1 protein-coding gene (cut by a window edge) is annotated in these 19,787 nt (G+C 74.7%); it reads left to right on the plus strand.

All coding sequences use genetic code 11. The annotated features are described in order from the left end of the window. Positions 1-19,787, plus strand: the 5' portion of a protein-coding gene (locus AB8O64_RS33480; protein ID WP_370423428.1) for a type I polyketide synthase. It continues 8,602 nt past the right edge of the window; 19,787 of the gene's 28,389 nt are visible here — the first part of the coding sequence; its start codon is at positions 1-3; its stop codon lies beyond the right edge, outside the window.

The following is a 19,787-nucleotide window of genomic DNA, read 5'->3' on the forward strand; positions in this document are numbered from 1 at the left end:
ATGGACAACGAACAGAAGCTCCGGGACTACCTCAAGCGAGCGACAGCCGATCTCCGACGGACACGGCAGCGGGTGCAGGATCTCGAGGCGGCCTCCCAGGAGCCCATCGCCATCATCGGCATGACCTGCCGCTACCCGGGCGGTGTGGGCAGCCCGGAGGACCTGTGGCGGATGGTCGAGGCCGGCGGGAACGGCATCACCGACTTCCCCACGGACCGTGGCTGGGACGCCGAGGCCCTCGCCGCCTCGCAGACGAACTCCGGTGGCTTCCTGCACGACGCGGCGGAATTCGACACCGGCTTCTTCGGGATCTCGCCGCGCGAGGCGGTGGCCATGGACCCGCAGCAGCGGGTGCTGCTGGAGTCGTCCTGGGAGGCCTTCGAGCGGGCCGGCATCGACCCCACCTCCATCCGGGGCACCCGGACCGGTGTGTTCATGGGCGCGATGGCCCAGGACTACCGCGTCGGCCCCGCCGACGGGGTCGAGGGCTTCCAGCTCACCGGCAACACCGGCAGTGTGCTGTCCGGCCGTATCTCCTACGTCTTCGGTGCCGTCGGTCCCGCCGTGACCGTCGACACCGCCTGCTCCTCCTCGCTCGTGGCCCTGCACCTCGCCGCCCAGGCGCTGCGCGCGGGCGAGTGCTCGCTGGCGCTGGCCGGCGGTGTCACGGTCATGGCGAGCCCCACGACGTTCGTCGAGTTCAGCCGGCAGGGCGGGCTGTCCGCCGACGGCCGCTGCCGCTCCTTCGCCGACTCCGCCGACGGCACCGGCTGGGCGGAGGGCGTCGGTGTGCTGGTGCTGGAGCGGCTCTCCGACGCCCAGCGCAACGGGCACGAGATCCTCGCCGTGGTGCGCGGCTCGGCCGTCAACCAGGACGGCGCGTCCAACGGCCTGACCGCCCCGAACGGCCCCTCCCAGCAAGCGGTGATCCAGCAGGCACTGGTCAACGCCCGTCTGTCGGCCGACGAGATCGACGTCGTCGAGGCACACGGCACGGGCACCACGCTGGGCGACCCCGTCGAGGCCCAGGCCCTGCTCGCCACGTACGGCCGGGGTCGCGACGAGAGTCGGCCGCTGCTGCTCGGCTCGGTCAAGTCGAACATCAGCCACACCCAGGCCGCCGCCGGTGTCGCCGGTGTCATCAAGATGGTCATGGCGATGCGCCACGGCGTGCTGCCCAGGACGTTGCTGGTCGACGCCCCCTCGTCCCATGTGGACTGGTCCGAGGGCGCCGTCCGGCTCCTCACGGAGAACACCGCCTGGCCCGAGACCGGACGGCCGATGCGTGCCGCCGTCTCCTCCTTCGGCATCAGCGGCACCAACGCCCACACCATCGTCGAGCAGGCACCGGAGCCCGAGCCCGCGAACGAGGCCGAGGCGGACGTCACCGTCGCCCCGGGTGTCGTGCCCGTGATGCTCTCCGGCCGCACCCGCGAGGCCCTGCGGGCCCAGGCCGGACGACTGCTGTCCGCCCTGACCGCCGACCCCCGGCCCGGCGTCCTCGACACCGCGTACTCGCTGGCCACCTCGCGCGCGGGCCTCGAGCACCGCGCCGTGCTCGTCGCCGCCGGACACGACGACGTCGTCGCCGGGCTGACCGCCCTGGCCGAGGACCGCCCGGCGCCCGGCTGTGTCCAGGGCGCCACCCAGGGCGAGGGCAAACTCGCCTTCCTCTTCTCCGGCCAGGGGAGCCAACGCCTGGGCATGGGACGCGAGTTGTACGAGCGGTTCCCCGTCTTCGCCGCGGCCCTCGACGAAGCCATCGCCGCACTGGACCCCCATCTGGACGGGTCGCTGCGCGAGGTCATGTGGGGCGAGCGGGAGGAGGAGCTGGAGCGCACCGGCTGGGCCCAGCCCGCGCTGTTCGCCGTCGAGGTCGCCCTCTTCCGGCTGACCCGGTCGTGGGGCCTCAAGCCCGACTTCCTCGCCGGCCACTCCATCGGCGAGGTCGTCGCCGCCCACGTCGCCGGGGTGCTGTCGCTGAGCGACGCGGCCGCCCTGGTCGCCGCCCGCGGCCGGCTCATGCAGGCACTGCCGGCCGGTGGCGCCATGGTGGCCGTCCAGGCCACCGAGGACGAGGTCCTGCCGCTGCTGGCCGAGCAGCCGGCCGACCGGGTGTCCGTCGCCGCGGTCAACGGCCCGGGGGCCGTCGTCATCGCCGGCGCCGAGGACGCCCTCGCCGGCATCGTCGCCCGGCTGGAGGCCGACGGCCGCAAGACCAAGCGACTGCGCGTCTCCCACGCCTTCCACTCGCCGCTCATGGAGCCGATGCTCGACGAGTTCCGCGCGGTGGTGTCCGGGCTGACCCTCCAGGCCCCGCTGATGCCGTTCGTGTCGAACCTGACCGGCGAGCCCGTGACCGTCGCACAGGTCACCTCCACCGACTACTGGGTCGACCACGTCCGCCGCGCCGTCCGCTTCGCCGACGGCGTCGACTGGCTGCGCGACCACGGCGTGACCACCTTCCTGGAGCTCGGCCCCGACGGCGTCCTCGCCGCCATGGCCCAGAGCTGCCTCGACGAAGCCGGCGCCGACGACCGCGCCGCCCTGCCCCTGCTGCGCGCCGGCCGCCCCGAGGTGCGGGCCGTGACCACCGGCCTCGCCGGTCTCCACACCCGAGGCGTCCCCGTGACCTGGGACGCCTACTTCGAGGGCACCGGAGCGCGCCGCGTCGACCTGCCGACCTACGCCTTCCAGCGACGGCGGTACTGGCCCAAGGGCAACCCCGGCCAGTCCGGCGACCTGCGCGCCGCGGGACTCGGCGTGGCACACCACCCGCTGCTGTCCGCGGCGGTCTCCCTCGCCGACTCCGACGGCGCCCTGCTCACCGGCCGTCTGTCGCTGCACTCCCACCCCTGGCTCGCCGACCACGCCGTACGCGGCACGGTGCTGCTGCCCGGCACCGCCTTCCTGGAGCTGGCGATCCGCGCCGGCGACGAGGTCGGCTGCGACCGGGTCGAGGAGCTGACCCTCGCCGCCCCGCTGGCCCTGCCCGAACAGGGCGGCATCCAGGTGCAGTTGTGGATCGGCAGCCCCGACGGGACCGGCCGCCGCACCCTCAACATCTACTCCCGCCCGGACGGTGCCGACGAACTGCCGTGGACGCAGCACGCCACCGGTGTGCTCACCGCCGGCGAGCACCGTGTGCCGTTCGACGCCGCCGTATGGCCGCCGGCGGGCGCCGAGCCGGTGTCGCTCGACGGCCACTACGACCGCCTCGCGGAGGACGGTTTCGGCTACGGCGCCACCTTCCAGGGCCTGCGGGCCGCCTGGCGGCTCGGCGGCGAGGTGTTCGCGGAGGTGAGCCTGCCCGAGGGCGGCGAGGCCGACGCGGGCGCCTTCGGCCTCCACCCCGCACTGCTGGACTCGGCGCTGCACGCCGCCGGGTTCACCGACCTCGGCGCACAGGGCCAGGGCGGACTGCCCTTCTCGTGGGAGGGCGTGTCGCTGCACGCCACCGGCGCCACGGCGCTGCGGGTCCGGCTCGCCCCGGCCGGTGAGGGGACGGTCTCGATCGCCGTCGCCGACACCTCCGGCGAGCCGGTCGCCTCCGTCGACTCCCTGGTGCTGCGTCCGGTCTCGGAGCAGCGCCTCGGCGACGCCGGGGCGACCCGGGACGCGCTCTTCCGGCTGGACTGGGCACCGGTACGGGCCGAGTCGGCCGCCCCGGAGTCGGTGGCCCTGGTGGGCTCCGACGCCTTCGGGCTGGCCGACGCGCTGCCGGACGCGGTGCTCCACCAGGACCTGGCGTCCTTGACGGCCTCGGACGCGGCGATACCGGCCGTGGTGCTGATCCCCGCCGCCGGTGCCGCCGATGACCGGATCGTCGACTCCGCGCACACGCTGGTGGCCCGGGCCCTGGCCCACGTACAGGACTGGCTGGCCGACGAGCGGTTCGTCGGCTCGCGCCTGGTGTTCGTCACCCGGGGCGCCCTGGGCGGCGGCGACCCGGCCGCGGCCGCGGTGTGGGGTCTGGTGCGCTCGGCGCAGACGGAGAACCCCGGCTGCTTCGGGCTGCTGGACCTGGAGACGGAGGCCGGGGACGACGCTTCGGCCGCCGCGCTCACGCGGGCACTGGCCTCCGACGAGCCGCAGCTGGCCGTCCGCGCGGGCGAGCTCAAGGCCGCGCGGCTGGCCCGGGCGTCCGTGTCGGACGCCGTGTCCGACACGGCTCTCTGGGACGCCGAGGGCCGTGTGCTCGTCACCGGCGGCACCAGCGGCCTGGGCGCGGTCGTGGCACGGTACCTGGTGACCGAACACGGCGTGCGACGACTGCTGCTGGTGAGCCGCCGGGGCCCGGGCGCCGACGGCGCCCAGGACCTGGTCGCGGAGCTGGCGGAGCTCGGTGCCGAGGCCGTGGTGGCCGCCTGCGACATCGCCGACCGTGCGGGTCTCGCCGAACTGCTCGCTCAGCACCCGGTCACCGCCGTGGTGCACGCGGCGGGTGTCCTCGACGACGGGGTGATCGCCTCCCTGACGCCCGAGCGCGTCGACGCGGTGCTGCGCCCGAAGGTCGACGCGGTGTGGAACCTGCACGAGCTGACCCGCGAGACGGACCTGACCGCCTTCGTGGTGTTCTCCTCCGTCGCCGGCACCTTCGGCGGCGCCGGGCAGGGCAACTACGCCGCCGGCAACGCCTTCCTCGACGCCCTCGTGCAGCGGCGCCGCGAGGAGGGCCTGCCCGGCATCTCCCTGGTGTGGGGCCCCTGGGACCAGTCCGGCGGCATGACCGGCACGCTCGGCGACGCCGACCTCCAGCGGCTGGCCCGCGCGGGCATGCCGGCGCTGTCGGCCGAGCAGGGCCTCGCGCTGTTCGACGCGGCCCTGGCCACCGACGAGCCCGTCGTCCTGCCGGTTCGGCTCGACCTGCCCGCGTTCCGCGCGAGCGGCGACGTGCCGCCCCTGCTGCGAGGCCTCATCCGCACGCGCGCCCGGCGCGCCGCCGTGGCCGGATCGAGCACCGCCACCGGCCTTGTGCAGCGCCTGGGGCGGCTGGCGGCGGCCGACCGTGACGAGGCCCTGCTGGACCTGGTGCGCGGTCAGGTCGCCCTGGTGCTCGGACACGCCGACGCCGAGGAGATCGACGTCGCCCGCCCGTTCCGCGACCTCGGCTTCGACTCGCTGACCGCGGTCGAGCTGCGCAACCGGCTGAACACCGTGACCGGGCTCCGGCTGCCCGCCACCCTCGTCTTCGACTACCCGAGCGTGCGCACCCTGGCCGGGTACGTCCTCGACGAGCTGCTCGGCTCGGAGGCCGCGGTCACCGCGCCCGCCGCGCGGGCCGTGGACACCGACGACCCGATCGTGATCGTGGGCATGGCCTGCCGCTACCCGGGCGGTGTGACGTCGCCGGAGGACCTGTGGCGGCTCGTCACCGAGGGCACCGACGCGGTCTCCGGCTTCCCCGCCAACCGTGGCTGGGACGTCGACGGCCTGTACCACCCCGACCCCGACCACCCCGGCACCGCCTACACCCGCTCGGGCGGATTCCTGCACGACGCGGGCGAGTTCGACCCCGCCTTCTTCGGCATGAGCCCGCGCGAGGCGCTCGCCACCGACTCCCAGCAGCGCCTGCTGCTGGAGACCTCCTGGGAGGCCGTCGAGCGCGCCGGGATCGACCCGGTGAGCCTGCGCGGCAGCCAGACCGGTGTCTTCGCCGGTGTGATGTACAGCGACTACAGCGCCGTACTCGCCGGGGGTGACTTCGAGGGCTTCCAGGGCAGCGGCACCTCCCCGAGCCTGGTCTCGGGCCGCGTCTCCTACACCTTCGGCCTCGAGGGCCCGGCCGTCACCGTCGACACGGCCTGCTCGTCGTCCCTGGTGACCCTGCACCTGGCAGCCCAGGCCCTGCGGGCGGGCGAGTGCTCGCTGGCGCTGGCCGGCGGTGTGACGGTCATGTCGACGCCGTCCGTGTTCGTCGAGTTCTCCAAGCAGCGCGGGCTGTCCGCGGACGGCCGCTGCAAGGCGTTCTCCGACGCGGCCGACGGCGTCGGCTGGTCCGAGGGCGTCGGTGTGCTCGTCGTCGAGCGGCTCTCCGACGCCCGCCGCAACGGCCACCCCGTGCTCGCGGTCGTGCGCGGCAGCGCCATCAACCAGGACGGCGCCTCCAACGGTCTGACCGCCCCCAACGGCCCCTCCCAGCAGCGCGTCATCCGCCAGGCCCTCGCCAGCGGCGGACTCTCGCCCGCCGACGTCGACGCCGTCGAGGCCCACGGCACCGGCACCACCCTCGGCGACCCGATCGAGGCCCAGGCACTGCTCGCCACCTACGGCCGCGACCGCGACGAGGACCGGCCGCTGCTGCTCGGCTCGGTGAAGTCCAACATCGGCCACACCCAGGCCGCCGCCGGTGTCGCCGGTGTCATCAAGATGATCATGGCGATGCGCCACGGCGTCCTGCCGCGCACCCTGCACATCGACGCCCCCTCCAGCAAGGTCGACTGGACCGAGGGCGCCGTCGAGCTGCTCACCGAGCAGACCGCGTGGCCCGAGACCGACCGCCCCCGCCGGGCGGGCATCTCCTCCTTCGGCATCAGCGGCACCAACGTCCACACCATCATCGAGCAGCCCCCGGCCCCCGCTCCCGAGCGGACCGCACCGGCCGCCCCGAACGCCACAGCCGTCGTCCCGTGGCTGATCTCCGGCCGTACCCGCGACGCCCTCCGGGCGCAGGCGGCACGGCTGCGGTCCTACGTCGAGGCGCGCCCCGAGCTGGACCCCGCCGACGTCGCGCACTCCCTGCTGACCACCCGCTCCCGCTTCGACCAGCGCGCCGCCGCGGTGGCGGGCGACCGTGACACGCTGCTGCGCGCGCTCGGCGCGCTGGCCGCCGACCGGCCCGACGCCCACCTCGTCGAGGGCGAGGCCGCCCACCCCGGCAGGACGGCGTTCCTCTTCGCCGGCCAGGGCAGCCAGCGCCTCGGCATGGGCCGCGAACTGTACGAGCGCTTCCCCGTCTTCGCCGAGGCCCTCGACGCGGTCCTCACCGAACTGACCCCGCGCCTGGAGGCCCATCTGGACCGTCCGCTGCGCGAGGTGCTCTTCGCCGCCGCGGACTCGGCCGACGCCGCCCTGCTGGACCGTACGGGCTGGACCCAGCCCGCCCTCTTCGCCGTCGAGGTGGCGCTGTTCCGTCTCGTGGCGTCCTGGGGCGTCACCCCCGACTACGTCACCGGGCACTCCATCGGCGAACTCGCCGCCGCGCACGTCGCGGGCGTCCTGACGCTCACCGACGCCTGCGCGCTGGTCGCCGCCCGGGCCGGACTCATGGAGGCGCTGCCCACCGGTGGCGCCATGGTGGCCGTCCAGGCCACCGAGGAAGAGATCCTGCCGCTGCTGACCGACGGGGTGTCGATCGCCGCCGTCAACGGGCCGACGTCGGTCGTCGTCGCCGGTGACGAGGAAGCGGTGCGGGAGATCGCCGACCGTCTCGCAGCGGAGGGGCGCAAGACCAAGCGGCTGCGGGTGAGCCATGCCTTCCACTCGCCCCGCATGGACGCGATGCTGGACGACTTCCGGCGCGTCGCCGAGGGCCTGACCTACGCGGCACCCGCCATCCCGCTGGTGTCGAACCTGACCGGGCTGCTCGCCACCGAGGAGGAGCTGCGCTCCCCCGACTACTGGACCCGGCACGTGCGCGGCGCGGTCCGCTTCGCCGACGGCGTCCGCACCCTGCGCGACGCGGGCGTGACCACCTTCGTGGAACTCGGCCCCGACGGTGTGCTGTCCGCCATGGCACAGGACACCCTCGGCGACGAACACGGCGCCCTGCTCGTCCCCGTGCTGCGCGCCGACCGCCCCGAGGAGCAGACCGTCACCATGGCGCTGGCGCGCCTGCAGGTGCACGGCGTGAGCGTGGACTGGTCCGCCTTCTTCGCGGGCTCCGGCGCCCACCGGGTGGACCTGCCGACGTACGCCTTCCAGCACGAGTTCTACTGGCCGCAGGGCCCGTCCCCGGTGACCGCCGACGCGTCCGCCGACCCCGCGCACCAGCGGCTGTGGGCCGCCGTGGAGCGGGGCGACGCCGATGAACTGGCCGCCATCCTGGGCCTCGCGGACGAGCAGGTCTCCTCGCTCGGCTCGCTGCTGCCCGCCCTGTCGTCCTGGCGCCGGGGCAACCAGGAGAAGGCCCTCCTCGACACCTGGCGCTACCGGGTCGAGTGGACCCGGCTGCGCGGGGCCGCCGCCCCCGCGGCGGACGGCAGCTGGCTGCTCGTCACCACCGACGGGACCGACGGCGCTCTCCACGACGACCTGCTCGCCGCGCTGAGCGCCCACGGCACCGGGGCCCGGTCCCTGGTGCTCGACGACTCGTGCACCGACCGGAGTCTCCTCGCCGAGCGGCTCGCCGCCGTCGAGGACGCCGAGGGCCTCACCGGCATCCTGTCCCTCCTCCCGCTCGACGAGCGCCCGAGCACGGCCTGCCCGCCGCTCACCACCGGAATCGCCCTGACGGTCGCCCTCACCCAGGCCCTCGGCGACACCGGGCTCGGCGCCCGGCTGTGGACCGCCACCCGCGGCGCCGTGTCGACCGGCCCCGCCGACCCCGTCACCCGGCCCGCCCAGGCCGCCGCGTGGGGCCTCGGCCGCGTCGCCGCCCTGGAGTACCCGCGTGGCTGGGGCGGCCTCGTCGACCTGCCCGAGGTGCTCGACCAGCACGCCGTGCAGCGCCTGCTGGGCGTCCTGGCCGGCCTCGACGGCGAGGACCAGGTGGCGGTCCGCGCCTCCGGCCTCTCCGGCCGCCGGCTCGCCCGCGCCGCCGTCCAGGACCTGCCCGCCGAGACCTCCTTCACCGCCCGCGGCACCGTGCTGATCACCGGCGGCACCGGGGCGCTCGGCGCCGACGTGGCCCGCTGGCTCGCCCGCAGCGGCGCCGAGAACCTGGTGCTCACCAGCCGCCGCGGCCCCGACGCCCCCGGCGCGGACGGACTCCGCGCCGAACTTCAGGCGCTGGGCTCCCGCGTCGAGATCGTCGCCTGCGACGTCGCCGACCGCGACGCGCTGGCCGCCGTGCTCGCAGGCGTCCCCGACGAGCTGCCGCTGACGGCAGTCGTGCACACTGCGGGCGTCGGCCAGGCCGCACCCCTGGAGCAGACGTCCGTCGCCGCCTTCGCCGAACTGACCTCGGCCAAGGCCGCGGGCGCGGCCAACCTCCACGCCCTGCTCGGGGACCGCGAACTCGACCTGTTCGTCCTCTTCGGCTCGATCGCCGGTGTCTGGGGCAGCGGCGGCCAGAGCGCCTACGGCGCGGCCAACGCCTACCTCGACGCCCTGGCCGAGCACCGCCGTGCCCACGGCCTGGCCGCGACCTGTGTCGCCTGGGGGCCCTGGGCCGAGGCCGGCATGGCCGTCGACGACGCCATCTCCGACAGCCTGGTCCGCCAGGGCCTGGGCTTCCTCACCCCGCGGTCCGCCATGACCGAACTGCGGCGCGCGGTCGTCCAGGGGGACGTCACCGTCACCGTCGCCGACGTCGACTGGGAGCGCTACTTCCCGCTCTTCGCCTCGATGCGCCCCAGCGCGCTCCTCGCCGACCTGCCCGAGATCCGCGCCCTCCGGCTGAGCACCGAGCACGAGAGCGGTGCCGCCTCCGAGTACGCCGCACGCCTGCGCGCCCTGGGCGAGGAGGAGCGGGAGCGGCTGCTGGTGGACCTGGTCCGCGACGAGGCCGCCGCGGTCCTCGGCCACGACTCGGCGGACTCCGTCCCCGCACAACGGGCCTTCCGTGAGGCCGGCTTCGACTCGCTGACCGCCGTGGAGCTGCGCAAGCGCCTCGGCACGGTCACCGGTCTCACCCTGCCGGCCACCATGGTCTTCGACTACCCCACCCCGCTGGCCCTGGCCCGGTACCTGGGCGCCGAGCTCCTCGGCGCCGGCCTCGACGTGGCCGGCCCGGTCGCCACCTCGGCGGCGGCCGACGACGAACCCATCGCGATCATCGGCATGAGCTGCCGCTATCCGGGCGGGGTCACCTCGCCCGAGCAGCTGTGGCGGCTCGTCGCGGACGGCGTGGACGCCATCTCGGAGTTCCCCGCCAACCGCGGCTGGGACACCACCGGCCTCTACGACCCGGACCCCGACCGGGCCGGAACGACCTACACGACGCAGGGCGGATTCCTGCACGAGGCCGGCGAGTTCGACCCCGGCTTCTTCGGGATCTCCCCGCGTGAGGCCCTGGGCATGGACCCCCAGCAGCGCCTGCTGCTGGAGACCACCTGGGAGGCCGTCGAGCGGGCCGGCATCGACCCCGCCTCGCTGCGCTCCAGCCTGACCGGCACCTTCATCGGCTCCAGCTACCAGGAGTACGGCCGCGGCGGCGCCGAGCCCGGCTCCGAGGGCCACATGGTCACCGGCAGCCAGCCGAGCGTCCTCTCCGGCCGGGTGTCCTATGTCTTCGGCCTGGAAGGCCCCGCCGTCACCGTCGACACGGCCTGCTCGTCGTCGCTGGTCGCCCTGCACCTGGCCTGCCAGTCGCTGCGCAACGGCGAGACCACCCTCGCGGTCGCGGGCGGCGTCACCGTGATGACGACCACCGACCCCTTCGTCGCCTTCAGCCGCCAGCGGGCGCTGGCCACCGACGGCCGGTCCAAGGCGTTCGCCGAGGAAGCGGACGGCTTCGCGCTCGCCGAGGGCGTCGGCATCCTGCTCGTCGAGCGGCTCTCCGACGCCCGCCGCAACGGCCACCCCGTGCTCGCGGTCGTGCGCGGCAGCGCCATCAACCAGGACGGCGCCTCCAACGGCCTCACCGCCCCCAACGGCCCCTCCCAGCAGCGCGTCATCCGCCAGGCGCTCGCCAACGCGCGACTGACCCCCTCGGACGTCGACGCGGTGGAGGCCCACGGCACCGGCACCCCGCTCGGCGACCCCATCGAGGCCCAGGCCCTCCAGGTGACCTACGGCCGTGACCGCGACGCGGACCGGCCGCTGCTGCTCGGCTCGGTGAAGTCCAACATCGGCCACACCCAGTCGGCCTCCGGCGTCGCCGGTGTCATCAAGATGGTCATGGCGATGCGCCACGGCCTGCTGCCGAAGTCGCTGCACAGCGACAACGCCTCCTCCCACGTCGACTGGTCGGCCGGTGCGGTCGAGCTGCTCACCGAGCCGGTCGCCTGGCCGGCGGGGGAGCGGCCGCGCCGCTGCGCGGTGTCGTCCTTCGGCATCAGCGGCACGAACGCCCACGCGGTGCTGGAGGAAGCACCGCGGGACGGTGAGCCGGCGGCCGATGAGCCCACCGCCCCGGCGGCCGACCGCGACGTGCTGCTCCCCTGGGTGGTGTCCGCGCGCAGCGCGCCCGCCGTACGGGACCAGGCGGCGAGCCTGGTGTCGGCCGTCGAGGCCGAGCCGGGCTGGCGGCCGGCCGACATCGCCTTCTCCCTGACGTCGGCACGCTCGCTGTTCGAACACCGCGCGGTCGTCGTCGGCACGGACCGCGAGGAGCTGCTGACCGGCCTGCGGGCCGTCGCCGCCGACGCGTCCTCACCCGCCGTCGTGCGCGGTGCCGCGGACATCGACGGCAAGACGGTGTTCGTGTTCCCGGGCCAGGGTTCGCAGTGGGTGGGCATGGGTGCCCACCTGCTGGAGGAATCACCCGTCTTCGCCGAGCGCATCGCCCAATGCGCCGACGCCCTCAGCCCGTTCGTCGACTGGTCGCTGACCGACGTCCTGCGCCAGGCACCGGACGCCCCCTCCCTGGAGCGGGTCGACGTCGTCCAGCCGGCGTCGTTCGCGGTGATGGTGTCGTTGGCGGCGTTGTGGCAGGCGCACGGTGTGTCTCCGGACGCGGTGGTGGGTCACTCGCAGGGTGAGATCGCGGCTGCGGTGGTGTCGGGTGCGTTGTCGTTGGAGGACGGCGCGCGCGTGGTGGCGTTGCGCAGCCAGGCGATCGGTCGTCGGCTCGCGGGCCGTGGCGGGATGATGTCCGTCGCGCTGCCGGTGGCCGAGGTCGAGGAGCGGCTGGCTGGTTTCGCGGGCCGGGTGTCCGTCGCCGCCGTCAACGGCCCGCGTTCCGTGGTGGTCTCCGGTGACCCGGAGGGCCTGGACGAGCTGACCGCGCGGCTCACCGACGAGGGTGTCCGGGTGCGGCGGATCGCGGTGGACTACGCCTCGCACTCCGCGCAGGTGGAGGACCTCCACGAGGAGCTGCTGTCCGAGCTGGGACCGATCCGGCCCCGCGCCTCCGACGTGCCGTTCCTGTCCACCGTCACCGGCGGGTGGCTGGACACCAGCGGCATGGACGCCGAGTACTGGCATCGCAATCTGCGCAACACCGTCGAGTTCGAAGCGGCCGTGCAGTCGCTCCTCGGCACGAACCACCGGGTGTTCGTGGAGGTCAGCTCCCACCCGGTGCTGACCGTCGGCATCCAGGACATGCTCGACGACGCCACCGGCCAGGGGCTGGTGACCGGCACGCTGCGGCGTGACGAGGGCGGTCTGCGGCGGTTCCTGACCTCGCTGGCCGAGGTGTTCGTCCGGGGCACGGACGTCGCATGGCCGGTGGACCTCACCGCCGCCGGTGCCCGCCGGGTCGACCTCCCCACGTACGCCTTCCAGCACGAGCACCTGTGGATCGTGCCCTCCGAAACCGACCGGAGCGCGGCGACGGACCCCGCCGACGACGCCTTCTGGGCGGCCGTCGAGCAGCAGGACGTCTCCGCCCTCACCTCGAGCCTGCACATCGACGAGAAGTCCCTCGCCGCCGTGCTGCCCGGGCTGTCCTCGTGGCGTCGCCAGCGGCGTGAGCAGTCGGCGCTGGACGCGTGGCGCTACCGGGTCGCCTGGTCGCCGCTCAGTGGTGTGCCGCAGGCCTCGCTGTCGGGCAGCTGGCTGGTGGTCACGGCCGAGGGCATCGCGGACGACGACGTGGTGGCCGCGCTGGGCGGCCAGGGCGCCGAGGTGCGCCGTCTGGTCCTGGACGAGTCCTGCGTCGACCGCACCGTCCTCGCGGGCCGGCTCGATGACGCCCACGACGTAGCGGGCATCGTCTCGGTGCTGGCGGCGGCCGAGCAGCCGTGTGCCGCGTACCCGGCGCTGGCCTCCGGTCTCGCCCTGACCGTCGCGCTCGTCCAGGCTCTTGGCGACGCGGGTATCGACGCGCCGCTGTGGTGCGTGACCCGTGGTGCGGTGTCGACCGGTCGTTCGGACCTGGTCACCAACCCGGTGCAGGCGCAGGTGCAGGGCGTGGGCTGGACGGCGGCGCTGGAGCACCCGCAGCGCTGGGGCGGCATGATCGACCTGCCCGCAGCGTTCGACGAGCGCGCCGGACAGCGCCTGGCCGCCGCCCTCGCCGGCGCCACCGGAGAGGACCAGCTCGCGATCCGCGCCTCCGGCGTCTTCACCCGGCGGGTGCTGCCCGCCCCGGCCGGCGAACCGCACCCGGACCGCGCGTGGTCACCCCGGGGCACCACACTGATCACCGGCGGCACGGGCACCCTCGGCCCCCACATCGCACGGTGGCTCGCGGGCCAGGGCGCCGAGCGCCTCGTCCTCGTCAGCCGCAGCGGTATGAACGCCCCCGGCGCCGCCGAGCTGGTCGCGGAGCTGGCGGAACTCGGCGCCGAGGCCGTGGTGGCCGCCTGCGACATCACCGACCGCGACGCGCTCGCCGCACTGATCGCCGGCCTGAAGGCCGACGGACACACCATCCGCACGGCCATCCACACCGCCGCCGTCATCGAGCTGCACTCGCTGGCGGAGACCACCATGGAGGCCTTCGCCAAGGTCGTCCACGCCAAGGTCGCCGGAGCGCGGAACCTCGACGAACTGCTGGACGACGCCGAGCTGGACGCCTTCGTCCTCTTCTCGTCCGCCGCCGGCATGTGGGGCAGCGGACAGCACGCCGCCTACGTGGCGGGCAACGCCTTCGTCAGCGCGCTCGCCGAGAACCGCCGCGCCCGCGGGGTGACCGCCACGTCCCTGCACTGGGGCATCTGGGCCGACGACCTCGGCCTCGGCCGGGTCGACCCCGACCAGATCCGCGGCAGCGGCCTGGAGTTCATGGACGCCCGGCTGGCACTGGCCGGCATGCGGCGCGCCCTGGACGACGACGAGACGGTACTCGCCATCGCGGGCGTCGCCTGGGACACCTACCACCCGGTGTTCACCTCCGGCCGTCCCACCACGCTGTTCGACGAGGTGCCCGAGGTCCGCCGACTGGCCGAGGCCGCCGAGCAGAGCACGCGCACGGGCGGCGAAGGGGAATTCGCGGCCCGGCTGCGGGCCCTCCCGGCCGTCGAGCAGGAACGCCAACTGCTGGAGCTGGTCCGCTCCGAGGCCGCGGGCGTTCTCGGCTACACCTCGTCCGAGGCACTGTCCGACCAGCGTGCCTTCCGTGACGTCGGCTTCGACTCGCTGACCGCCGTGGGCCTGCGCAACCGCCTGAGGGAGATCACCGGGCTGCGGCTGCCGACGACCATGGTCTTCGACTACCCCACCCCCCTCGCGCTCGTGGAGTTCCTGCGTGCCGAGATCGCGGGCGTCGACATCGCCGCGGCCGCCCCGGCGGCCTCCGCCGCCCTCACCGACGAGCCGATCGCCATTGTCGGCATGAGCTGCCGCTACCCCGGCGGGGTCGGCTCCGCGCAGGCGCTGTGGGACCTCGTCATGAACGGCACCGACGCCGTCTCCGGCTTCCCCGCCGACCGCGGCTGGGACGCCGAGGGGCTCTACGACCCGGACCCCGACAGCCACGGCAAGACCTACTCCGTCCAGGGCGGATTCCTGCGGGACGTCGCGGACTTCGACGCCTCCTTCTTCGGGATCTCCCCGCGCGAGGCACTCGCCATGGACCCCCAGCAGCGGCTGTTGCTGGAGACCGCCTGGGAAGCACTCGAAGGCGCCGGCATCGACCCCGACACGCTGCGGGGCAGCTCGACCGGCACGTTCATCGGCGCGAGCTACCAGGACTACGGCACCGGCGCCGCCAACGCCACCGAGGGATCCGAGGGCCACATGGTCACCGGCACCCTCTCCAGCATCCTCTCCGGCCGGGTCTCCTACCTCTTCGGCTTCGAGGGTCCCGCGGTCACGCTCGACACGGCCTGCTCCTCCTCGCTCGTCGCCATGCACCTGGCCTGCCAGTCGCTGCGCAACGGCGAGAGCTCCCTCGCCCTCGCCGGCGGCGTCAGCATCATGGCCACCCCGAACGCCTTCATCGGCTTCAGCCGCCAGCGCGCCCTCGCCGTCGACGGCCGCTGCAAGGCGTACTCCGACGACGCGGACGGCATGACCCTCGCCGAGGGCGTCGGCCTCGTCCTGCTGGAGCGGCTCTCCGACGCCCGCCGCAACGGCCACGAGATCCTCGCCGTGGTGCGCGCCAGCGCCATCAACCAGGACGGCGCGTCCAACGGGCTGACGGCCCCCAACGGCCCCTCCCAGCAGCGCGTCATCCGCCAGGCACTCGCCAACGGCGGCCTCACGCCCGCCGATGTCGACGCGGTCGACGGGCACGGCACCGGCACCGCCCTGGGCGACCCGATCGAGGCCCAGGCCCTGCTGGCCACCTACGGCCAGGACCGCGAGCGGCCGCTGCTGCTCGGTTCGGTCAAGACCAACATCGGCCACACCCAGATGGCCTCCGGCGTCGCGAGCGTCATCAAGATGGTGATGGCGCTGCGCGAGGGCGTCCTGCCGAGGACGCTGCACGCCGAGACCCCCTCGTCCCACGTGGACTGGTCGGCGGGCGCCATCGAGCTGCTGACCGAGCCGGCCGAGTGGCCCGAGACCGGGCGGGCCCGCCGGGCCGGTGTGTCCTCCTTCGGACTCAGCGGCACCAACGTGCACACCATCCTCGAACAGGCACCGCCCGCCGAGGCACCCCCTGCCGAGGAACCGACGGCGCCCGCGCCCGGCATCGTGCCCCTGACGCTGTCCGCCAAGAACGACACCGCCCTGCGCGCCCAGGCCGACCGGCTGCTGTCCCTGCTCGCCGAGCGCCCCGGACTCCACCTCACCGACCTCGCCTTCTCCCTGGCCACGTCCCGGACCGGCTTCGACCGCCGGGCGGGCGTCGTGGCGGGGGAGCGCGAGGAACTGCTGCGCGGCCTCGCGGCCCTGCGCGACGGCACCCCCGCCCCCGGCGTCCTTACGGGCACCGTGAGCCGCGGCCGGCTGGCGTTCCTGTTCACCGGACAGGGCAGCCAGCGACCCGGCATGGGCCGGGAACTGTACGAGCGGTACCCGGTGTTCGCCGACGCGCTGGACGCGGTGACCGCCCGGATGGACACCGCCCTCGACCGCCCCCTGCGCGAGGTGATCTTCGCCGAGGACGGTACGCCCGAGGCGGAGCTGCTCGATGCGACCGGCTACGCCCAGCCCGCCCTGTTCGCCGTCGAGGTGGCGCTGTTCCGCCTCGTCGAGTCCTGGGGCATCAGGCCCGACTACCTCACCGGGCACTCCATCGGCGAACTCGCCGCCGCGCACGTCGCCGGGGTGCTGTCCCTGGAGGACGCCTGCGCTCTCGTGGCCGCGCGCGGCCGGCTGATGCAGGCCCTCCCGGCCGGGGGCGCCATGGCGGCGATCCAGGCCACCGAGGAAGAAATCCTCCCGCTGCTGGCCGACCACACCGACCGGATGTCCGTCGCGGCCGTCAACGGCCCCTCCTCGCTGGTCGTCTCCGGCGACGAGAACCTCGTGGTGGACCTCGCCGCCCGCTTCGAGGCCGACGGGCGCAAGACCCGGCTGCTGCGGGTGAGCCATGCCTTCCACTCGCCGCTGATGGACGCGATGCTCGACGACTTCCGCCGCGTCGCCGAAGGCATCACCTACCACGCGCCCGCCATCCCCTTCGTCTCCAACACCACCGGCCGGCTCGCCACCGCCGAACAGGTGTGCTCCCCGGCCTACTGGGTGCGCCACGTCCGCGACGCGGTCCGCTTCGCCGACGGCGTGAACTGGCTGGCCGAGCACGGCGTCCGCACCTTCCTGGAGCTCGGCCCCGACGGCGTGCTCTGCGGAATGGCCCGCGAGAGCCTCGCCGACGACCCGCACGCCGTGCTGGTCCCCCTGCTGCGCCGGGGCCGCCCCGAGGAGTCGGCGATCACCGCCGCGCTCGTCGACGCCCATGTGCACGGGGTGTCCGTGGACTGGTCCGGATTCTTCGCGGGTTCGGGTGCGCGGCGGGTGGAGTTGCCGACGTATGCGTTCCAGCGGGAGCGGTTCTGGCCGGAGGTGGTCGCGGCGCCGGTGGCCGGTTCGGTGGATCCGGTGGACGCGGAGTTCTGGTCGGCGGTGGAGCGTGAGGACCTGGGGTCGCTCGCGGATTCGCTGGAGTTGGACGGGGAGACGGTGACGGCGATGGTGCCGGCGCTGTCGTCCTGGCGCCGTCGTCGTCGTGAGCAGTCCGTGGCGGATGCCTGGCGTTACCGGGTGACGTGGAAGCCCCTCACCGCACCCGCCACCGCCGCACCGCGCGGCACCTGGCTCCTCCTCGTCCCGGCCGGCTCGGAGACGGACCCCTGGACAGGCGCCCTGACCGACGGCCTCGGCGTGGAGACCGTCCGCGTCGAGGTGACCGCACCCGACCGCGCCGCCCTCACCGGGCGCCTGCGCGAACTGCTCGACGAAGGCGCCCGGTTCGAGGGCGTCCTGTCGCTGCTCGCCCTCGCGGACGACGAGCGGGCCGGACATCCCGGCGTACCCGCCGGGCTCGCTCTGACAGCCACGGCCGTCCAGGCCGCGGGCGACGCCGGCCTCGACGCGCCCCTGTGGTGCGTCACCCGCGGCGCCGTCTCCGTCGGCCGCTCCGAGCACCTCCAGGACCCCGCACAGGCGGCGGTCTGGGGACTCGGCCGCGTCGCCGCCCTGGAGAACCCGCAGCGCTGGGGCGGTCTCCTCGACCTGCCCGAGCAGCTCGACGCCCACACCGCACGCCGTATCGCGGGCGTCCTCGCCCGGACCGACGGCGAGGACCAGGTGGCCGTCCGCGCCTCCGGCGTCTTCGTCCGCCGACTCGCCCACAGCCCCGCCGCGGACCGGCCCGTACGCCGCGTGTTCGCCCCGACCGGCACCGTGCTGATCACCGGCGGCACCGGCGGCCTCGGCGGCCACGTCGCCCGCTGGCTCGCCCGCAGCGGCGCACAGCACCTGCTGCTCACCAGCCGCCGCGGCCCGGACGCCCCCGGCGCCGACGCGCTGCGCGCGGAACTCGAGCAGCTGGGCGCCGATGTCACCGTCACCGCCTGCGACGCCGCCGACCGCGACGCGCTCGCCGCCGTACTCGCCGCCGTCCCCGGCGACCGGCCGCTCACCGCGGTCATCCACACGGCGGGCGTCGTCGAGGACGGTGTCCTGGCCGACCTGACACCGGAGAACTTCTCCGCCGTCATGAACGCCAAGGCCGTCTCGGCGCGCAATCTGCACGAGCTGACCCAGGACACCGCCCTGTCGGCATTCGTCCTGTTCTCCTCCACGGCCGGCACCCTCGGCGCCGCCGGACAGGGCAACTACGCCGCCGCCAACGCCTACCTGGACGCCCTCGCCGAACACCGCCGCGCCGCCGGCCTGACCGCGACCTCCGTCGCCTGGGGCCCCTGGGCCCAGTCCGGCATGGTCGCCGTCGACGCCGACGTCGAGAGCCGCGTACGCCGCGGCGGCTTCGCACCGCTCGCACCCGAGCGGGCCGTCGCCGCCCTGAAGCAGGCCATCGAGCACGACGACACCGTCGTCGCCCTCGCCGACATCGACTGGAGCCGCTACGCCGCCACCGTCGCGGCCGTCCGGCCCGCCCCGTTCGTCGCCGACCTGCCCGAGATGCGCCGCGCCACCACGGCCGGCACCGCGACGGACACCGCCACCGGCGGCGAACCCGCGCTGCGCCGGCGCCTCGCGGAGCTGCCCGACGCCGACCGCGGCCGGTTCCTGGTGGACCTGCTGCGCACCCAGGTGGCCGCGGTCCTCGGCCACACCGACGCCTCACGGGTGGAGTCCGACCGGGCCTTCAAGGACCTGGGCTTCGACTCGCTGACCGCGCTCGAACTGCGCAACGGGCTCGCCGCGGCCACCGGCCTGAGCCTGCCCGCCTCCCTGGTCTACGACCACCCGACCCTGCTGGAGCTGTCCCGGTTCCTGCTGGCCGAGATCGCGGGCACGCTGCCCGACGCCGTGGCGACGGCACCCGCCGCCCGCCCCGCCGACGACGACCCGATCGCCATCGTCGGCATCGGCTGCCGCTTCCCCGGCGGCGTGTCCTCCCCCGAGGACCTCTGGCGCCTGCTCGCCGACGGCCGTGACGGCATCTCCGCCTTCCCGGCCGACCGGGGCTGGGACCTCGGCGCGCTGGCCGCCGGGGCCTCCGCCACCGCCGAAGGCGGATTCCTCACCGGCGTCGCCGACTTCGACGCCGCCTTCTTCGGGATCTCCCCGCGCGAGGCCCTGGCCATGGACCCCCAGCAGCGGCTGCTGCTGGAGACCACCTGGGAGGCCCTGGAGCGGGCGGGCATCGACCCCGCGTCGCTGCGCGGCTCCCGCACCGGCGTCTTCGTCGGCACCAACGGCCAGGACTACCCCACCCTGCTGCGCCGCTCGGCCTCCGACGTCCAGGGCTATGTGGCGACGGGCAACACCGCCAGCGTCATGTCCGGCCGGCTCTCCTACACGCTCGGTCTGGAAGGCCCGGCGGTCACCGTCGACACCGCCTGCTCGGCGTCGCTCGTCGCCACCCACTGGGCGGCCGGGGCCCTGCGCTCCGGCGAGTGCGAACTGGCGCTCGTCGGCGGCGCGTCGGTGATGTCCAGCCCCGACTCCTTCGTCGAGTTCAGCACCCAGGGCGGCCTGGCCCCCGACGGCCGCTGCAA

The organism is Streptomyces sp. QH1-20 (assembly GCF_041283565.1).
Classification (GTDB): domain Bacteria; phylum Actinomycetota; class Actinomycetes; order Streptomycetales; family Streptomycetaceae; genus Streptomyces; species Streptomyces syringius.